14 protein-coding genes are annotated in these 16843 nt (G+C 66.1%); 7 read left to right on the top strand and 7 right to left on the bottom strand.

Features of this window, described 5'->3' with window-relative positions:
* Positions 1 to 3: 3 nt before the first annotated feature.
* Complete coding sequence (locus A5707_RS14430) at positions 4 to 1746, bottom strand: DUF3556 domain-containing protein (protein WP_065015148.1); 1743 nt, start codon at positions 1744 to 1746, stop codon at positions 4 to 6.
* Positions 1747 to 1852: 106 nt separating this feature from the next.
* Between A5707_RS14430 and A5707_RS14425 the strand changes: the two genes are divergently transcribed.
* Positions 1853 to 2296: a hypothetical protein gene (locus A5707_RS14425; RefSeq protein ID WP_156657941.1), complete on the top strand. Its 444-nt coding sequence runs from the start codon at positions 1853 to 1855 to the stop codon at positions 2294 to 2296.
* On the top strand, positions 2268 to 2654 hold the full coding sequence (locus A5707_RS14420) for a thiol-disulfide oxidoreductase DCC family protein (protein WP_065015147.1): 387 nt from the start codon (positions 2268 to 2270) through the stop codon (positions 2652 to 2654). The genes A5707_RS14425 and A5707_RS14420 overlap by 29 nt, the downstream gene beginning before the upstream one ends.
* Here A5707_RS14420 and A5707_RS14415 read toward each other — a convergent pair.
* The 4 genes from A5707_RS14415 to prpD are packed head-to-tail and all read right to left on the bottom strand — an operon-like array spanning position 2651 to position 9582.
* Positions 2651 to 6034, bottom strand: coding sequence for a pyruvate carboxylase (locus A5707_RS14415; protein ID WP_065015146.1), 3384 nt, complete (start codon positions 6032 to 6034; stop codon positions 2651 to 2653). The two genes, A5707_RS14420 and A5707_RS14415, sit on opposite strands and share 4 nt — an antisense overlap.
* A gap of 4 nt (positions 6035 to 6038) precedes the next feature.
* Entirely contained in the window at positions 6039 to 7166 is a 1128-nt protein-coding gene (locus A5707_RS14410; RefSeq protein ID WP_065015145.1) for a bifunctional 2-methylcitrate synthase/citrate synthase, read from the bottom strand.
* Positions 7163 to 8080: a methylisocitrate lyase gene (prpB, locus tag A5707_RS14405; protein ID WP_065015144.1), complete on the bottom strand. Its 918-nt coding sequence runs from the start codon at positions 8078 to 8080 to the stop codon at positions 7163 to 7165. Before prpB ends, A5707_RS14410 begins: the two co-directional genes overlap by 4 nt.
* Complete coding sequence (gene prpD, locus A5707_RS14400; RefSeq protein WP_197495335.1) at positions 8077 to 9582, bottom strand: 2-methylcitrate dehydratase PrpD; 1506 nt, start codon at positions 9580 to 9582, stop codon at positions 8077 to 8079. Before prpD ends, prpB begins: the two co-directional genes overlap by 4 nt.
* A gap of 128 nt (positions 9583 to 9710) precedes the next feature.
* Between prpD and A5707_RS14395 the strand changes: the two genes are divergently transcribed.
* Positions 9711 to 11114 carry a short-chain fatty acyl-CoA regulator family protein gene (locus tag A5707_RS14395; RefSeq protein ID WP_065015201.1) on the top strand — a complete coding sequence of 468 codons (1404 nt, stop codon included), beginning with the start codon at positions 9711 to 9713 and terminating at the stop codon, positions 11112 to 11114.
* A gap of 175 nt (positions 11115 to 11289) precedes the next feature.
* Here A5707_RS14395 and A5707_RS14390 read toward each other — a convergent pair whose 3' ends face one another.
* The gene (locus A5707_RS14390; RefSeq protein ID WP_065015142.1) at positions 11290 to 11796 is read right to left on the bottom strand and encodes a DoxX family protein; all 507 of its coding nucleotides are present in this window, start codon (positions 11794 to 11796) and stop codon (positions 11290 to 11292) included.
* 68 nt (positions 11797 to 11864) lie between these two features.
* On the opposite strand from A5707_RS14390, the gene A5707_RS14385 reads away from it, so the two are divergent.
* Genes A5707_RS14385 through A5707_RS14375 form a run of 3 tightly spaced genes read left to right on the top strand, consistent with a single transcriptional unit; the run spans position 11865 to position 14583 of the window.
* On the top strand, positions 11865 to 12479 hold the full coding sequence (locus tag A5707_RS14385) for an NADPH-dependent F420 reductase (RefSeq protein WP_065015141.1): 615 nt from the start codon (positions 11865 to 11867) through the stop codon (positions 12477 to 12479).
* Between the two features lie 2 nt (positions 12480 to 12481).
* Positions 12482 to 13981 (top strand): pyruvate, phosphate dikinase, encoded by a 1500-nt coding sequence (locus A5707_RS14380; protein ID WP_082969463.1) that lies wholly within the window; start codon positions 12482 to 12484, stop codon positions 13979 to 13981.
* On the top strand, positions 13978 to 14583 hold the full coding sequence (locus A5707_RS14375) for a hypothetical protein (RefSeq protein WP_065015140.1): 606 nt from the start codon (positions 13978 to 13980) through the stop codon (positions 14581 to 14583). The genes A5707_RS14380 and A5707_RS14375 overlap by 4 nt, the downstream gene beginning before the upstream one ends.
* A 1-nt stretch (position 14584) precedes the next feature.
* Here A5707_RS14375 and A5707_RS14370 read toward each other — a convergent pair whose 3' ends face one another.
* The gene (locus tag A5707_RS14370; protein WP_232000725.1) at positions 14585 to 15823 is read right to left on the bottom strand and encodes a WS/DGAT domain-containing protein; all 1239 of its coding nucleotides are present in this window, start codon (positions 15821 to 15823) and stop codon (positions 14585 to 14587) included.
* 102 nt (positions 15824 to 15925) lie between these two features.
* Between A5707_RS14370 and A5707_RS14365 the strand changes: the two genes are divergently transcribed.
* A partial coding sequence (locus tag A5707_RS14365) for a 13E12 repeat family protein (protein ID WP_065015200.1) occupies positions 15926 to 16843 on the top strand: 918 nt, incomplete at its 3' end.

Genomic DNA, 16843 nt, shown 5'->3' with positions numbered 1-16843 from the left:
TCGTCACGCTGGCGTGACGCTCGGCGCGTACACCTGAACCGGTATGTCGTCGTCCCAGGGCTGGCGGGTCACCATGTCGGCGACGCACACGTAGCCGCGCTCGAATTCGCCGGTCGCGGCGTCGACCAGTCGGTACTGCTGGGTTTGGCGGTGGATGGGCTGGGCGTCGAGCATGACGATGCGCACTTCGCCGGGCTCGAAGTGACACCGCTTGTGCAGCGCCGCGACCAGCTGCTCGTTGGAAAAGTGCCCGTCGCCGAAGTTCCAGCCGATTGCGGTGCTGGTGATCCGTTCACCGTCGGTGAGCACGTAGTCGTCCTCATTCTGGCCGGCCATGGCCCGGTGCGCCAAGGTGAACAAGGCCCGTCCGTGGGTGTTGAACGCGCGGAACGCATATCCCATGTACATCGGGATCTGCGCGGCTTCCCTGCTGCCGTAGAACTTTTCCAGCTGAGCGGCGGGCATGCTGGCGATCGCCACGATGCCCTTGCCGATCTTTTCGTCGGCGGAGGGTTTGACGCACCACAGCGTGGTGTCCCAGTTGCCGGCGTAGTAGCGCATGCCGGGCAGGAACGACACCTTGCGCGGGAACAGGTTTCCGAGCACCACGGTCCCCGCGACGACGGCGAACAACAGTATCGGCAGCGGGGTGGTCAGGTCGCTCAGCCCGACGGAGGGATGACCGACGAACAACGCCAGCACGCAAAACATCATGAAGACATTCCACTCCAGCGGCACCCCCATCGGAATCGCCGACAGGATGCCCCAGTGGAAGCACAGCATGATGAATGCGGCGATCGCGGTGGCCCAGCCGCCATGGCTGAAGAACAGCACCAACGGCACCAGTCCCTCGATGGCCGTGGAAAAGTGCGCGAGCCAGCGTGACCGCCGGCCCGGGCGCAGGTCGTCTGGGAAGTGTTCGAAGAACTTCCGTTTGACCGAGCGCGACCGAAACAGCGGGTTGTTGCTCATCATCGTCGAGATGACGAACGGGAAGTGCTTGTTGAGTTTCGACGTCGCCGCACCCAGCCAGATGACCAGGCACACCAGCTTGGCGCCCAGGATCATGTCCACGCCATAGCCGGTGAACAGAAAGGCGACGGTAAACGAGGCGTACACCTCGCCGCGGGCGGCCAGGAAGATGACTTTGTCGCGCAAGCCCAGTACTGCCAGCACGCCCAGCACCGCCCAGATCTGCCAGGCCGGGAGCACCCCGACCGTCGTGCCCAGCGCCGGGGCCGGGCCGGTGCCGTCGGAGAACAGCGCGATGACGAGGAGCACCAGCAGGGCGCCGTAGAGCAGTGCGTCAAACGGGGTGCGTCCGTCACCTTTGGTCAGCGGTATTCGATCCGGCCACGGCGGCAGCCGGATCGTGCCGGGCCGCAGCCAGTACAGGATCGAGCCCATCGGCGGAAAGAACCGGTTGTTCAGCGGACCGAACCCACAACCCAGGCCGACCACCTCGAACAGCATGGTGTACAGCACGACCTTCTCGAACACGATCGGCTCGGCATACCAGTGCGCGACGTTGGCGAACCCTTCGATACCCGTGGTGGTCAACGCGATCAGCCACGCCGCCAGGATGTAGAGGCCGATCTTGACGACGTAGAACAAGTGCAGCAACACCGGCGTGCCGAAGCCGACCTCAGCCCAATGCCGGGCCATCGGGATGATCTTCTCAGCGCGGCTGCCCTTGCTCCACTCCTCGAAGTCGATTTGCGGGGTGTCCTGTTTGAGAAATCCCATGGCCACTAAGACTAGAACGTGTTCTAAGTCGATGGGCCCGGTTCTTGACTACTACTGGGTGTAGTAGTAGAACGGAGGAGGAGCAGGCCGACGGGCGGTGATCGTGATGATCGAACAGATCCAGCAGCAACGGGACGACCCGGTTCGGTACCTGCCTTGCGCCGCACTCGCATTCGCGATCGGCTTTTCGATACACGGCGTCGACCATCTGCTCCGCGGCATGTCGGCGTCACCCCCGTTCATCATGGCCGCCGGCATGGTGCAGGGAGTGTTCGTCGTGCTGGCGATCGCGATGGTGGCAATGAATCACCCTCGTGCGCCGCTGGCGGCGATCGCGGTCGGGTTCGTAAGCGCCGTGGGATTTACCTATGCGCACTTGTTGCCGACAATGCTGCCGGGTTACCAGGACAGCTTCGTCTCGCCGCCGCACATCAACGTAACGTGGTTTTCGTGGTTCAGTGCCCTGGCCGAGATCGGCACGGGCATCGTCTTCGGGATCGTCGCCGTGCAGGAGATGAACAATGCCAGGGACGCTCTTCTTCGACGGTAAGTGCGGAATGTGCACCAGAGCGGTGGATTCCATCGTGAAGTTCGACCGGACGGGAGGCCTGCGGACCGAACCACTGCAGGGCCCGGGAGTCGCTGAACGACTAGGCATTCCGCCGTCGCAACTGCTGGATTCGGCTCGGTGGCAAGGCGAGTCGGGAACGGTTTACTCCGGCGCAGAGGCCATGAACGCGGCGGTGTCGACGGGGCTGGGCACCAGGTTGCCGCTAATGCTCTACCGCCTGCCCGGTATTCGCCAGCTCGAAGACGCCGTCTACCGGTGGGTCGTTACGCACCGCTACCGATTCCCCGGCACCACACCGTACTGCGAATCGCATCCGGCTGGTTGCCGGCCCGCTTAGCCCAGAACGACCAGCAGATCACCGCCTTCGACTTGGGCGGTGGCCGATACGACGACCCGCTCGACGGTTCCGGCTTCTGGTGCAGTGATAGCGGCCTCCATTTTCATGGCTTCGATGGTGGCGACGGTCTGCCCGGACTCGACCGTTGCACCGGCCGTCACGATTACCGTGACGACCCCCGCGAAGGGCGCGGCGACGTGTTTGGGGTTGGCGCGGTCGGCTTTCTCGGCGACCGCCACGTCAGCGGCAATGCTGCGGTCACGCACCAGGATGGGTCGCAGTTGTCCGTTGAGGATGCACATCACGGTGCGCATGCCACGCTCGTCGGCGTCCGAGATCGCTTCCAAGCCGATGAGCAACTCGACGCCCTTTTCCAGTTGCACCCGGTGTTCCTCACCGTAACGCAGACCGTAGAAGAACTGGTTGGCGCTCAATTGTGAGGTGTCGCCGAATTGTTCGCGGTGAGCGAGGAATTCGCGGGTGGGCCCGGGGAACAGCAGCCTGTTCAGCGTTGCCTTGCGCGCGGCGCCCGGCAGCGACAGTCCCGCTGCATCGTCGGCGGACAACTCTTCTTCGTCCATTTTCGCGCGGCGTCCTTCAAGGGCCTTGCTGCGCAACGGCTCCGGCCAGCCGGCTGCGGGCTCCCCAAGTTCGCCGCGTAAGAAGCCGATTACCGAGTCGGGGACATCATGGCGCGTTGGAGCGGCCGCAAATTCGTCGGCCGACACACCGGCGCCCACCAATGCCAACGCCAGATCGCCGACCACCTTGCTCGACGGCGTGACCTTGACCAGTCGGCCCAACAACCGATCCGCGGCAGCATAGTTGGCCTCGATCTCCTCGAACCGGTCGCCGAGCCCGAGTGCGATCGCCTGCTGGCGCAGGTTCGACAATTGCCCGCCCGGGATCTCGTGGGTGTAGACACGTCCGGTAGGGGCCGCCAGTCCCGATTCAAACGGGCGGTACACCTTGCGCAGGGCCTCCCAGTACGGCTCCAGGTCGCAGACGGCCGGCAACGACAAGCCGGTGTCGTAGTCGGTGTGTGCGGCCGCCGCCACGATCGAACTCAATGCGGGCTGGCTGGTGGTCCCGGCCAAAGGCGCAGCAGCGCCATCGACGGCGTCGGCACCGGCGTGCCAGGCCGCTACGTAGGTGGCCAGCTGACCACCTGGGGTGTCGTGGGTGTGCACGTGCACGGGCAGGGCGAAGCGCGACTTCAGCGCCGACACCAGGGTCGCGGCGGCAGGGGCCCGCAGCAGGCCGGCCATGTCCTTGATCGCGAGCACATGCGCGCCCGCCTCGACAATCTGCTCGGCCAGCTTCAGGTAATAGTCGAGCGTGTACAGGTTTTCCGCCGGATCGCTCAGGTCAGCGGTATAGGACATCGCGACCTCGGCAACGGCCGTTCCGGTCTCGCGGACAGCGTCGATGGCCGGCCGCATCGAGTCGACATTGTTCAGCGCATCGAAGATCCGGAAGATGTCCACACCGGTTGCCGCGGCCTCCTCCACAAAGGCCGCCGTCACGCTCGCCGGGTAGGGCGTATACCCGACCGTGTTGCGTCCCCGCAGCAGCATCTGCAGACAAATGTTGGGCAGGGCTTCACGCAGAGCCGCCAGCCGCTCCCACGGGTCTTCCTTCAAGAACCGCAGTGCGACATCGTAAGTCGCTCCACCCCAACACTCGACCGACAGCAGCTGCGGCATCGACCGCGCGATATAGGGCGCTACTTTCAACAGGCCGGTCGTACGGATCCGGGTGGCCAGCAGCGACTGGTGCGCGTCACGGAAGGTGGTGTCGGTGACCCCGACCGCGCGCGAGTCGCGCAGCCACTCCGCGAATCGGTCCGGCCCGAGCTCGTCCAGACGCTGCTTGGATCCGGCCGGCGGGGCCACCGAGATGTCAATATCGGGCAGCTTGTCGTGCGGGTACACGGCCGACGGCCGTTCGCCATGCGGCCGGTTGACCGTCACGTCGGCCAGGTAGTTGAGGATCCTGGTGCCGCGGTCGGCCGACGTGCGCGAGGTGAGCAGCTGTGCTCGTTCGTCGATGAAAGAGGTGGTGATGTCACCGGCCTGGAAGTCCGGGTCGTCCAGAACGGCTTGCAGGAACGGGATGTTCGTCGACACTCCGCGAATGCGGAACTCGGCCACTGCCCGGCGCGCGCGGTTCACGGCGGTGTCGAAATCGCGGCCGCGGCAGGTGAGCTTGATCAGCATCGAGTCGAAGTGCGCGCTGATCTCCGCGCCCAGCGAGGTCCCGCCATCCAGCCGGATCCCGGCACCGCCGGGGGTGCGATAGGTCGTGACGCGACCGGTATCCGGACGGAAATTGTTCGCCGAGTCTTCGGTGGTGATCCGGCACTGCAAGGCTGCGCCGTGCGGGGTGATCGAATGCTGGTCTAGCCCAAGCTCTGTCAACGTCCGCCCGGCGGCGATCTGCAGCTGGGCGGATACCAGGTCGACGTCGGTGATCTCTTCGGTGACCGTGTGCTCCACCTGGATGCGCGGGTTCATCTCGATGAACACATGCCGCCCAGTGCGGTCGAGCAGAAATTCCACGGTGCCGGCGCAGCTGTAGCCGATCTGCTCGGCGAACGTAACTGCGTCAGCACAGATCCGATCCCGCACTGCGGGGTCCAGGTTCGGTGCGGGCGCGAGCTCGATGACTTTCTGATGCCGCCGCTGCAGACTGCAATCGCGCTCATGCAGGTGAATGACGTTGCCGTGATTGTCGGCCAGGATCTGCACTTCGATGTGGCGCGGGTGCACCACCGCTTGCTCGAGGAACACCGCGGCGTCGCCGAACGCCGACTGGGCCTCCCGGCTGGCGGCTTGGATCGCCTCGGGTAGCGCGGCGGCCTCGAGGACGCGGCGCATCCCGCGGCCACCGCCGCCGGCGACGGCCTTGACGAACAACGGAAACTGCATTGACTCGGCGGCTCCCACCAGTTCGTCCACCGATACCGAGGGTTTCGACGAGGCCAGGACCGGTAGCCCGGCGGTGCGCGCCGCCGCGATCGCCCGTGACTTGTGTCCGGCGAGTTCCAGAACCTCGGCGCTCGGGCCGATGAACGTGATGCCCGCGGAGGCGCACGCGAGCGCTAGTTCCGGATTCTCCGACAGGAAGCCGTAACCGGGATAAATCGCGTCCGCTCCGCACTCCGCGGCGGTCGCCACGATCTCGTCGACCGACAGGTAGGCCCGCACGGGATGACCGCGCTGCCCGATTTGGTAGGACTCGTCAGCCTTCAACCGGTGCACCGAGTTACGGTCTTCGTACGGGTAGACCGCGACGGTCGCTACGCCCAGTTCGTAGGCCGCGCGGAAAGCGCGGATCGCGATCTCCCCGCGATTCGCGACGAGAACCTTGGCGAACACAGCGTTAGGACAGGCTGCGCTGCGGCAAGCCGGAGTATTGGGACAGCGGCCGGATGAGCGCGTTGGCGCCGGCCTGCTCGATGATATGAGCGGTCCACCCGGTGATGCGGCTCATCACGAACAACGGGGTGAAGCTGGGGATGTCGAATCCCATGAGGTAGTAGGCAGGGCCGGTGGGAAAGTCGAGATTGGGCTTGATCCCGGTCGCCTGAAACATCTCGGTTTCCAGAATGGAGTAGATGTCCAGCCAGCGCTGGCCGCCGCGCACGGCCGCGACCCGGGCCAATGCCGCTTTCATCGTCGGCACCCGCGAGTCGCCATTCTTATAGACGCGGTGCCCGAAGCCCATGACTTTCTCTTTGCGTGACAACTTGCCCGCGATCCACTCCGAAGCCTTTGCAGGATCGCCAATTTCAATCATGTCGTGCATCACCGCCTCGTTGGCCCCGCCGTGCAGCGGGCCCTTGAGGGCACCGATCGCCGCGGTGACCGCGCTGTAGATGTCCGACTGGGTCGAGGTCACGACCCGCGCAGCGAAGGTCGATGCGTTGAAGCTGTGCTCGGCGTAGAGAATCATCGATTGTTCGAACGCGGACACGACGACCGGTTCGGGGACCTCGCCGAAGCACATGGTCAAGAAATTCTCGGCGTAGCCGAGATGACTGTGCGGTGCAACCGGATCCAGCCCGCGGCGGCGCCGCATGTCGGCGGCGACGATGGTGGGCAGCACGGCGAACATCCGCAGCGACTTGGCGAAGTTCGCCGATTCGGCGCTGTCGTCCTCTTGCGGGTCTTCGGCGCCGAGGTAGCTGATCGCCGTGCGCACCACGTCCATCGGGTGGCAGGTGTCGGGCAGCTTGGCCAGTAGCGAGAGCATGGAACGGTCCAGCCGCCGACTGGCACGCTCACGTTGGTTGAACAACGCCAACTGGGCGTCCGTCGGCAATTCCCCATGCCACAGCAGGTAAGCCACTTGCTCGAAACTGCAGTGGGCCGCCAGATCCTGGACCGGGTAGCCGCGGTAGGTCAGCGAGTTGGTCTGCGGCACCACCTTGGAGATTGCGGTGGTGTCGACGACGACGCCGGCCAGGCCCTTGTGAATCTTCGGCTCGGCGGGGGCCACTGAAATCATTGATCCGCTCCTTTCACGGAGAAGTTGAAGATGTCGTCGTCGAACTGGTTGTAGTCGGCATAGCGCAGCAACTCATAAAGCCTGCTACGGTGCTGCATCTGACCTAGTAGGCTGGCTTGCGTTCCGCTGGAGTCGATTTCACGCAGGCCGGCTTCGACGGCGAACATCGCCAGCCGCAGCGTCGTGACCGGATAGATCACGACGTTGTAGCCGATGTCGGAAAGCTGCCGCACGCTCAGCAGTTCCGACTTGCCGAATTCCGTCATGTTGGCCAGCAGCGGCGTGTCCACCGCGGCGCGAAAGCGTTCGAAGTCCGCGGCGCCGGCTAGCGCCTCGGTGAAGATCAGATCGGCCCCGGCGTCGGCGTAGGCACGGGCACGGTCGATCGCGGCGGGCACGCCCTCGATACCCGCGGCGTCGGTGCGGGCGCAGACGACGAAGTTCGGGTCGCGTCGTGCCGTCACCGCCGCGCGGATCCGCTTGACCATCTCGGCTGTGGACACAACAGCTTTGCCGTCGAGGTGGCCGCACCGCTTGGGGTTGACCTGGTCCTCGAGATGGCAGCCGGCCAAACCGGCGTCCTCCAGGACGGTAACCGTGCGTGCGGCGTTCATCGGCTCACCGAAGCCGGTGTCGGCGTCGATGAAGGTTGGCAGATCAGTGGCCGCCGCGATCTGGGCGCCGCGCGCGGTGACTTCGGTCAATGTGGTCAGCCCGATGTCGGGCAACCCCAGATCGGCCGACAGCGTCGCGCCGGAGACGTAGACGCCCTCGAAGCCGATCTCGGCGACGAGCTTGGCGACCAGCGGCGAGAACGCACCCGGGAAGCGTTGCAGCTGACCGGATTCAAGTCCGGCGCGCAGCGCTGCGCGTTTGTCGGCGGCACTCGACGCCGCCCCCAGCAGGCCGGTCATCGAAAGATCCCGGAAGGAATGGTCGGCGCCTTGTCCAGCACTTCGGGCAGCACCCGCACGTTCAGCAGGCCCAGCTCACCACCCTTCAGGTCGGCGACACCCTCGACGGCGGCCAGGAACCGTTGCCGCTCAGTGGCATCCACCACCGCATCGGCAAGCTTGGTGAATTTGCCCACATACTGTTCGCGCCCGAACGGCCGCGCGCCCAACGGATGCGCATCGGCGACCGCCAGCTCGTCGCTGATCACCTCGCCGCTCTTCAGCGTGACTTCCGCACGTGCTCCGAAGGCCTTCTCGGCAGGGTCGGTCGAGTGATAGCGGCGCGTCCACTCGGGATCCTCGACGGTGGAGATGTTGCGCCACAATTCGACCGTGTCTGGCCGGTGGGCACGTTCGGGTGCATAGGACTGTTCGTGGTCCCAGGTGCCGTCCTGCAGCGCGACCGCGAAGATGTAGGGCAGCGAGTGGTCAAGCGTTTCCCGCGATGCGTCCGGGTCGAACTTTTGCGGGTCACCGGAGCCGGTGCCGATCACGACGTGGGTGTGGTGGCTGGTGTGCAGCACGATCGATGCGACCTGGCTGAGGTCGCCGATGCGGTCGCGCAGCCGGCGGGCCAGGTCGATGGGCGCCTGGCTCTGGTACTCGGCAGAGTGCTCCTTGGTGTAGCTGTCGAGAATGGCACGCTTGGGTTCGCCGGGGGCCGGCAACGGCACCTCGTAGACGTGCTCCGGCCCGGACAGCAACCACGCGATGACGCCGTCCTCGCCCTCCCAGATCGGGGCCGGCGAGCCCTCGCCGCGCATCGCCCGGTCGACCGCCTCGATAGCCACCTTGGCGGCGTGCGCCGGCGCGAACGCCTTCCAGCTGGAGATCGATCCCTTGCGGGATTGACGGGTCGCCGTTGTCAGGTGCAGCGCCTGCCCGATCGCCTGGTAGATGGTGTCGACGTCGAGCCGCAACATGGTGCCCAGCCCGGCGGCCACCGACGGGCCCAGATGCGCGACATGGTCGATCTTGTGCTCGTGCAAGCAGATTCCGCGGACCAGATCGATCTGGATCTCATAGGCGGTCGCCAGCCCGCGGATCAGGTCCGCGCCTCGCACGCCGAGCTGTTGTGCCACCGCCACCAGCGGGGGGATGTTGTCGCCGGGATGCGAGTATTCAGCAGCCAGAAATGTGTCGTGGAAGTCGAGTTCGCGCACCGCGACACCGTTGGCCCAGGCCGCCCACTCCGCCGAATAGCGGCCGTCGACGCCAAACACCGTGGCACCCGGCCGGGCCCGGTGCACAGTGGCCTGCTGGCGAGCTGTGGTGACCGGTCGCCGCAGCACCGAGGCGGCGCTGACTGCCGCGTTGTCGATCATCCGGTTGATCACCATCGCTGCGGTCTCGACAGGCACCGGCACCGGATCAGCGGCGACTTCCGCGATTTTGTAGGCGAGATGCTCGGTCCGCGGAAAATCGTCGGCGCTGCGGTGAGTCCGGACGGAATGGTTCAACATAATTCGCACACTACGCACACATTCCAGCGGGAGAAAGACCCCGTAAATGCGTAATTTTGCGTCCTTATCGCGACCATTTTGCGAATCTTGCGGATACCGGCTGGAGTACAGTGTCGGCGGTGGCAAAGATGTTCTCGGGCGCCCGGTTGCGGCGGTTGCGCGAAGAACGAGGGCTCACGCAAGCGGCGTTGGCCCGCGCGCTGGATTTGTCCACCAGCTATGTCAACCAGCTGGAAAATGATCAGCGGCCCATCACAGTGCCGGTCCTGCTGGCGCTGACCGAGCGCTTCGATCTGCCGGCGAACTACTTCTCCTCGGAGACAGACGCGCGGTTGGTGGCCGACCTGTCGGAGGTCTTCACCGCGACGGCAGCCGAGAACGTCAGCCGGGCCCAGGTCGAGGAACTGGTCTCGCGAATGCCCGAAGTCGGCCGCAGCCTGGTAGCTGTGCACCGTCGTCTGCGCGATGCCACCGACGAAGTGGAGGCCTATCGCTTGCGGGCCACCACGGAGACATCGCTGCCACCCGAGCAGCCGATGCCATTCGAGGAAGTGCGTGACTTCTTCTACGACCGCAATAACTACATCGGTGATCTCGACGTCGCGGCCGAGCAGATGTTTGCCGACAACGAGATGCGCATCGGCGGGCTGGACATCCAATTGCCGAAACTGATGGCCGAAAAGTTCGGCGTCACCGTCGTCGTCGACGCCGATCTGCCCGACACCACCAAGCGCTCCTTCGACCCGGTGACCCGGGTACTTCGAGTCGCCCACCGTCTGCTGCCGGGCCAGCGGGCCTTCCAGATCGCAACCCAGCTCGCGCTGATCAGCCAGTCGGAGCTGATCTCGAGCATCGTGGCCACCGACGACCAGCTCAGCGCCGAGGCGCGTGGCGTCGCCCGGATAGGGCTGGCCAATTATTTCGCCGGCGCATTTCTCTTGCCCTATCGCGCATTCCAAAGGGCTGCCGAAGAACTACGTTACGACATCGACTTGCTTGGGCGGCGCTTCGAAGTGGGCTTCGAGACCATTTGCCATCGGCTCTCGACGTTGCAGCGCCCGGCGTGCCGCGGGGTTCCGTTCATCTTCGTGCGCACCGACAAGGCCGGCAATATCTCGAAGCGCCAGTCGGCCACTGCTTTTCACTTCAGCCGGGTCGGCGGCAGCTGCCCGCTGTGGGTGGTGCACGACGCGTTTGCCCAGCCGGGCCGGATCGTCACTCAGGTGGCCCAGATGCCCGATGGCCGCTCGTACTTCTGGATCGCCAAGACCACCGCCCCGGAAGGCCGCGGTTATCTCGGCCAGCACACCAGTTTCGCGATCGGTTTGGGCTGCGATCTCGCCCATGCCGACAAGCTGGTCTACTCTACCGGCGTCGCTCTCGACGACCCGGGCACCGCCGTGCCGATCGGGGCAGGTTGCAAGATCTGCAATCGCACCGCATGCGCGCAGCGCGCGTTCCCATATCTCGGTGGGCAGGTTGCGGTCGACGAGAACACCGGCAGCAGCCTGCCGTATTCGCCGAGTGTGTGACCAGTCGCCTCCACATCGGCGCTCGCATCGGCGCGCTGGCTCAGGCGAGAGGTGCTGGTATCAGGCGCCGTCAAGGATCTCGTGAACGGCTCTGGGATCGCTTTCCAAGACCGCGATACGCATGTGCTCAAGGGCGTACCCGGAGAATGGAAACTGTTCGCTCAGGCGACAGCCGCTACTGCTCCTGCTTGACCGGCGGCCGGTAGAAGATCACCAGCTGGCCGATGCCGCCGCCCAGTCCGAGCAGCACCGCGATCAGCAGGCCGGTCCAGCCGCCGAACGAGTTCCCGAGGAGTAGCCAATCCAGGCTGTACTGGCCGGGGCCCACGGTGGCCACCGTGACGGCGCCGACCGCCAGCACCATGACGTACTCCCAGCCTTCGTTGATAATGAAGAAGCCGTGCGGCCGGTGTACGGTCCAGGCGGCGACGAACATCAGCGCCACGAAGCCGGCGGCCGGGATGGGGGTGAGCAACCCGGCGGCCAACCCCAGGCCGGCGGAGATTTCGGTGGTGGCCGCGACCACGGCCTGGAACGTGCCGGCCTTCATGCCGATACTCGAGAACCAGCGCGCGGTTCCCGGGATGCGGCCGCCGCCGAAGAACTTGTTGTAACCATGGGCGGCCAGCGTCAGCCCCAGCACCAGCCGCAGAATCAGTAAACCGACATCATAGGCAGTCATAGACGCCAACCTAGATCATCGGGTAGGCAGAAGTATCCTGCCACCCGCTAACAACGCAAGGAGCTGACATCAAGATCGCGATCATTGGCGCCGGCAACGTCGGGCGCACCCTGGGTACGGCGTGGCGGGACCGCGGCCACGACGTCACATTCGGAGTGCGCGACCCCGACGATCCCAAGTACGCGCCGCTGGGCGCGGTCTTGGCCAACGAATCTGCTGCCGCCGCAGCCGATGTCGTGGTGCTGTGCACGCCGTGGCAGGGCACTCAGCTGGCCGTACAGAGCTGCGGCAACCTCGCCGGCAAGGTCCTCATCGATTGCACCAATCCGCTCACTCCCGACTTCACCGCGCTCGAGGTCGGGCTCACCAGTTCCGGCGCTGAACAGGTCTCCTTCTGGGCGCCCGGCGCGCGAGTCTGCAAAGCGATGAATCAGATCGGCGCGGCGCTGATGGATGGGCCGCAACTATCCGGCCAACCGGTGATGTTCATCTGCGGCGACGAGGACCAGGCAAAGTCGGTGGCTGCGGGGCTGGTCGTCGAGTTGGGCTTCGAGGCCGTGGACGCCGGAGACTTGCGGGTGGCGCGGCTGCTGGAACCCTACGCGCTGCTGTGGATTCACGTGGCGTTGCGCCGGGGCTTCGGCGCGAACTTCGGCTTCGGTCTGTTGCGCGGCCAGTCCTGACGATGTCGGGTGAAGCGGTACTGCGTTTGGACGGCCAGGGGAACCATCCGCCCGAACTCTTGGGCCACAAGGGATTCGGCATCGACACCATGCGCCGGCACGGTCTGCCGGTGCCGCCGGGGTTTTGCATCACCACCGCGGTGGGCACCCGGTACCTGGCGGCGCCCGAGCCGACAATGGCCGCGATCTGGGCCGACGTGCTCGAGGCGCTGCGCGAGTTGGAGGCCGCAACTTCGCGCACGTTCGGACGGGGACCACGTCCGCTGCTGGTCAGCGTGCGTTCCGGTGCGGCTCTGTCGATGCCAGGGATGATGGACACGGTGCTGGACGTGGGCATGTGCGACGCCGCCGAACAAGCGCTGGCCAAGGCGCGCGGTGCGGCGTTCGCCCGCGATACCCGGCGCCGGTTCACCGGCTGGTATCAGCGCATCGTCGCCGATGCGGTGCCCGACGACCCGTACTTGCAGTTACGCGCGGCGATCGAGGCGGTGTTTGCGTCGTGGAACTCACCGCGGGCCGTGGCCTACCGTGCTCACCACGGCTTGGACGATCACGGCGGCACCGCAGCGGTGGTGCAGGCGATGGTGTTCGGCAACGCTGACACTAATTCTGGTGCCGGCGTGATGTTTTCGCGCAACCCCATGACTGGCGCCAACGAAGAGTTCGGCGAGTGGCTGGTCGGCGGCCAAGGCGACGACGTGGTGTCAGGCACCGTCGACGTCCACCCGATCACCGAATTGCGCGAGCAGCAACCGGACATCTATGCCGCGCTGACGGCCGCTGCCCGCATGCTGGAGCGGCTCACAGCCGACGTCCAGGAGATCGAATTCACCGTCGAGAGCGGCCGACTGTGGCTGCTGCAGACCCGGGCCGCGAAGCGATCGGCGCAGGCCGCCGTGCGCCTGGCGCTGCATTTGCGGGCTGACGGCCTGATTGACGACGCCGAGACCTTGCGCCGTGTCACCCCGGCCCACGTCGAGGCGCTGCTGCGGCCGTCCCTGCAGCCCGAAACCCGCTTGTCCGCACCACTTTTGGCTTCCGGCTTGCCAGCCTGCCCGGGGGTGGCAGCCGGTCGGGCTTACACGGACGTCGACGAAGCGGTCGATGCCGCCGAGCGAGGCGAAGACGTCATCCTGGTGCGCAGTCACACCAGCCCCGATGATGTGCACGGCATACTGGTCGCGCGCGGGGTCGTCACCGAAACCGGTGGCGCCACCAGCCACGCCGCAGTGGTCAGTCGTGAACTCGGCCGGGTCGCCGTGGTCGGATGTGGCGGCGGCGTGTCCGAATCGCTGGCGGGCAAATTGGTGACCGTCGACGGCACTGAAGGCGAAGTACGCGAGGGCACCCTAGGGCTTGCGGCTTGGTCAGAGGACAACACCCCGGAACTGCGCGAGTTGGCCGAGATCGCACGGCGTCTCAGTCCACAGCATGCCGGGGGGGAGAGCTCACTGCTCGCGATGCTGGCCGAGCTGCGGCGGAGCGAGGGCGATCCCCCATGAGCGAATTGGTGGTGCTGCAAGCGGTTCGGCTGAAGGGCCGGGTGGGCACCGCTGACCTGGCGGCGACGTTAAGCGCCGATCCAGCCGATCTCGCCGGCACCATCGAGCGGCTGACGCAATCGGGTCTGCTGATCGCCGGGACGACCGTGCGAATCAGCCCCGAGGGACGCGCCCGGCTCGGCGAGCTGTTGGCCGAGGAGCGCGCCGGCATCAACGCTGCCGCGGTGGCAGGCGCCTACGACGAATTCAGGTCAGTCAACACAGAATTCAAGGCGCTGGTCACCGATTGGCAAGTCAAAGACGGAGAGTCCAACGCCCACGACGATGCCGCCTACGATGCGGCGATCGTGGCGCGGCTGGAGCGGGTGCATCAGCAGGTGCTACCGGTCATTGCGGCGGCCGCGGCGGAGCTGCCGCGGCTGAGCCGCTACTCGACCAAGCTGCAGGCGGCGCTGGACAAAGTCCGGGCCGGGGAGAACATCTGGCTGTCTCGACCGCTCATCGACTCCTACCACACCGTGTGGTTCGAGCTGCACGAGGAGCTGATCGTCGCTGCCGGCCTGACCCGCGATGCGGAAGCCAAATCTGGTGACGCCCAATGAATTACAACGCAGCGTCTAATCGCTGCAGATAGGCATCGATGTCGCCGATCGCCGATTCTGCCGCATGGACGCTGATCGCGATGGTGTCGCCGATCCCGTGCACGCCGTGGGTAAGGCCCATCGCCGGTGAGAGCGCCGGATATCCGGCAGTCAACAACACCGGTGCACCTCCCAAGCGCAGGTCAGCATGTCCGCGGTAGACGCTGGACACCACGGTATTGCCGGATACTTCGGCGGGTCGTGCATCGGCGTCGAATTGAGCGACGCCCCAGCGCAACAGCGGCGCGGGAACCGCCGCGAATGCTCGGTCGGCGGCCCGTGCCGCTGGATGCTCGGCGCGGCGGCGTGCAGCGGTCAACTCGGCGACAATCCGCTGTGCTCGATCCTCTCGTGGCAGTCCGGGGTACAGCCCCACCGAGACGTTTCGGAAATGGTTATGCGCATGGCGTGCACCGGGTTTGGCCATCGGCACCTCGGCGCCTAGCACGTCGACCGCCGCACCCAGATGTTCGGAAAGCGCAACGGACACTGCGGCCAACACAGCGACGGTAACCGTAGGGCCGGGCAATTGGAAACGGTCGCGCACCAGCGTTCGTACCGCGCGTGATCCGGCGGGACGCGCGTTGGTGCTCAGCACGGGCCGTGATCCCACAGGCTGCTCGACAAGCCCGGCCTGCCGGTCTCGGGCCAGCTGGCGGTGGGTGCGTGCCGCCACCAGAGCACGCCACGGCAGGAAGCCCGGCGAGGGGGCGGCGACGTCGGGCACGGCGGCGTCGCGGCCGAACAGCCAGCCGGCCAACGCCGCGGTGCGGGCGCCGTCGGCCAGCGCATGCGCGACCTGCAGGACCGCAACGGCGCCTGGGCCGGTGCCGCCTGGTATGTCGTGCACCGGCGCGAAAAGGTGGAGCCGCCATGGTGTTCGGCGGGCGTCCAGCTGTTTCTCGGCGAGCCGCACCACCGCGTCCAGACAGCCGCGCCAGGTGTTGTCGTGCAGTTGGTGGCAGTGGGTATGCGCTGGCTCGACGGCCATCGGTACCCACTGCGGGTAGGTGAGCGCGGATCCATCCTTGACGCGGATCGTCAAGGCCGGACACACCTGGGCCCGGCGGCGCAGCTCGTCGGCGAGGCGCTCGATATCCGCGGGTTGGCCGTCGAATGCATAGAGCAAAAACTGATCGTTGGGAATCTTGGCCGACATCCAGTAGAACTGCGCGTCGACTGCCGCCATCCGGGTCGACATGGGTACAACACTAGGGCTGTGGTTTATCCACAGTTAGCGCCTTATCCACAACCAGGATTTTGATGCTCGCGCCGGGTCCTGTCCCGTCGATAGAATTCGAACATGCTTTCTAGTGGTCGTGAGGAGATCGACGTGGTCTTCGATGGGCTGACCGCATACCTCAAACGGGCCTTGGACTTGTGCTTTGACGGGCTGACCACTCCCGAGCGGCTGGTCATGTTGCAGCGGTGTGAGACGCTGCGCCGCCAGCTGCCCGCTGTCGAACATCCGCTGATCAACCAGCTCGCCGAGCAGGCTAGTGAAGCCGAGCTGGGTGGCAAGCTGGGGTTTGCGCTGGCCGAACGGTTGGGCATCACCCGCGCCGACGCCGCCCGGCGCATCGGTGAGGCCGCCGATCTGGGGCCGCGCCGCGCGATCACCGGCGAACCGCTCGAACCGCTGCTGCCGGCCACCGCCGCCGCGCTGCGCGCCGGGACCCTCGGGGCCGGGCACGTGGCGGTGATCCGCAGCTTTTATCACCGGCTACCCGACGCCGTGGACGTAGAGACCCGCGAACGCGCCGAAGCCCACCTGGCCCAGCTGGCCGGCGAACACCGCCCCGATGACTTGGCCAAGCTCGCCGCCCGCCTCACCGACTGTCTCAACCCCGACGGCGATTACACCGACACCGACCGGGCCCGACGCCGCGGCCTGGGTCTAGGCAATCAGCACCCCGATGCGATGTCGCAGCTAACCGGCTGTGTGAGCCCCGAGCTGCGCGCGGCCATCGAAGCAATATGGGCCAAACTGGCCGCCCCCGGCATGTGCAACCCTGAGGACCCCACCCCCTGTGTGAGCGGCACCCCGTCCCAAGAGGCCATCGACCGCGACACCCGCAGCACCGCCCAACGCCACCACGACGCACTGCTCGCCGCCGCCCGCGCCCTGCTGGCCTCCGGCCAGTTAGGTCAACACAATGGGCTGCCGGCCACCATCATCGTGTCCACCACCCTGACCGAACTCGAAGCCGGCACCGGCAAA

Origin of the sequence: Mycobacterium kyorinense (assembly GCF_001672775.1) — a bacterium.
GTDB classification, from domain to species: domain Bacteria; phylum Actinomycetota; class Actinomycetes; order Mycobacteriales; family Mycobacteriaceae; genus Mycobacterium; species Mycobacterium kyorinense_A.
The sequence above is the reverse complement of the archived record's forward strand: the minus strand, read 5'-3'. Positions and strand labels throughout refer to the sequence as shown.

Excerpts from the sequence above, each read along its gene's own strand:
- A5707_RS14370 (WP_232000725.1), bottom strand. The coding sequence starts at position 15,823 with ATGTCGACCCGGATGGCGGCAGTCGACGCGCAGTTCTACTGGATGTCG.
- A5707_RS14425 (WP_156657941.1), top strand. The coding sequence starts at position 1,853 with ATGATCGAACAGATCCAGCAGCAACGGGACGACCCGGTTCGGTACCTG.
- A5707_RS14410 (WP_065015145.1), bottom strand. The coding sequence starts at position 7,166 with ATGATTTCAGTGGCCCCCGCCGAGCCGAAGATTCACAAGGGCCTGGCC.
- A5707_RS14420 (WP_065015147.1), top strand. The coding sequence starts at position 2,268 with ATGCCAGGGACGCTCTTCTTCGACGGTAAGTGCGGAATGTGCACCAGA.
- A5707_RS14375 (WP_065015140.1), top strand. The coding sequence starts at position 13,978 with ATGAGCGAATTGGTGGTGCTGCAAGCGGTTCGGCTGAAGGGCCGGGTG.
- prpD (WP_197495335.1), bottom strand. The coding sequence starts at position 9,582 with ATGTTGAACCATTCCGTCCGGACTCACCGCAGCGCCGACGATTTTCCG.
- A5707_RS14390 (WP_065015142.1), bottom strand. The coding sequence starts at position 11,796 with ATGACTGCCTATGATGTCGGTTTACTGATTCTGCGGCTGGTGCTGGGG.
- A5707_RS14395 (WP_065015201.1), top strand. The coding sequence starts at position 9,711 with ATGTTCTCGGGCGCCCGGTTGCGGCGGTTGCGCGAAGAACGAGGGCTC.
- A5707_RS14430 (WP_065015148.1), bottom strand. The coding sequence starts at position 1,746 with ATGGGATTTCTCAAACAGGACACCCCGCAAATCGACTTCGAGGAGTGG.
- prpB (WP_065015144.1), bottom strand. The coding sequence starts at position 8,080 with ATGACCGGCCTGCTGGGGGCGGCGTCGAGTGCCGCCGACAAACGCGCA.
- A5707_RS14380 (WP_082969463.1), top strand. The coding sequence starts at position 12,482 with ATGTCGGGTGAAGCGGTACTGCGTTTGGACGGCCAGGGGAACCATCCG.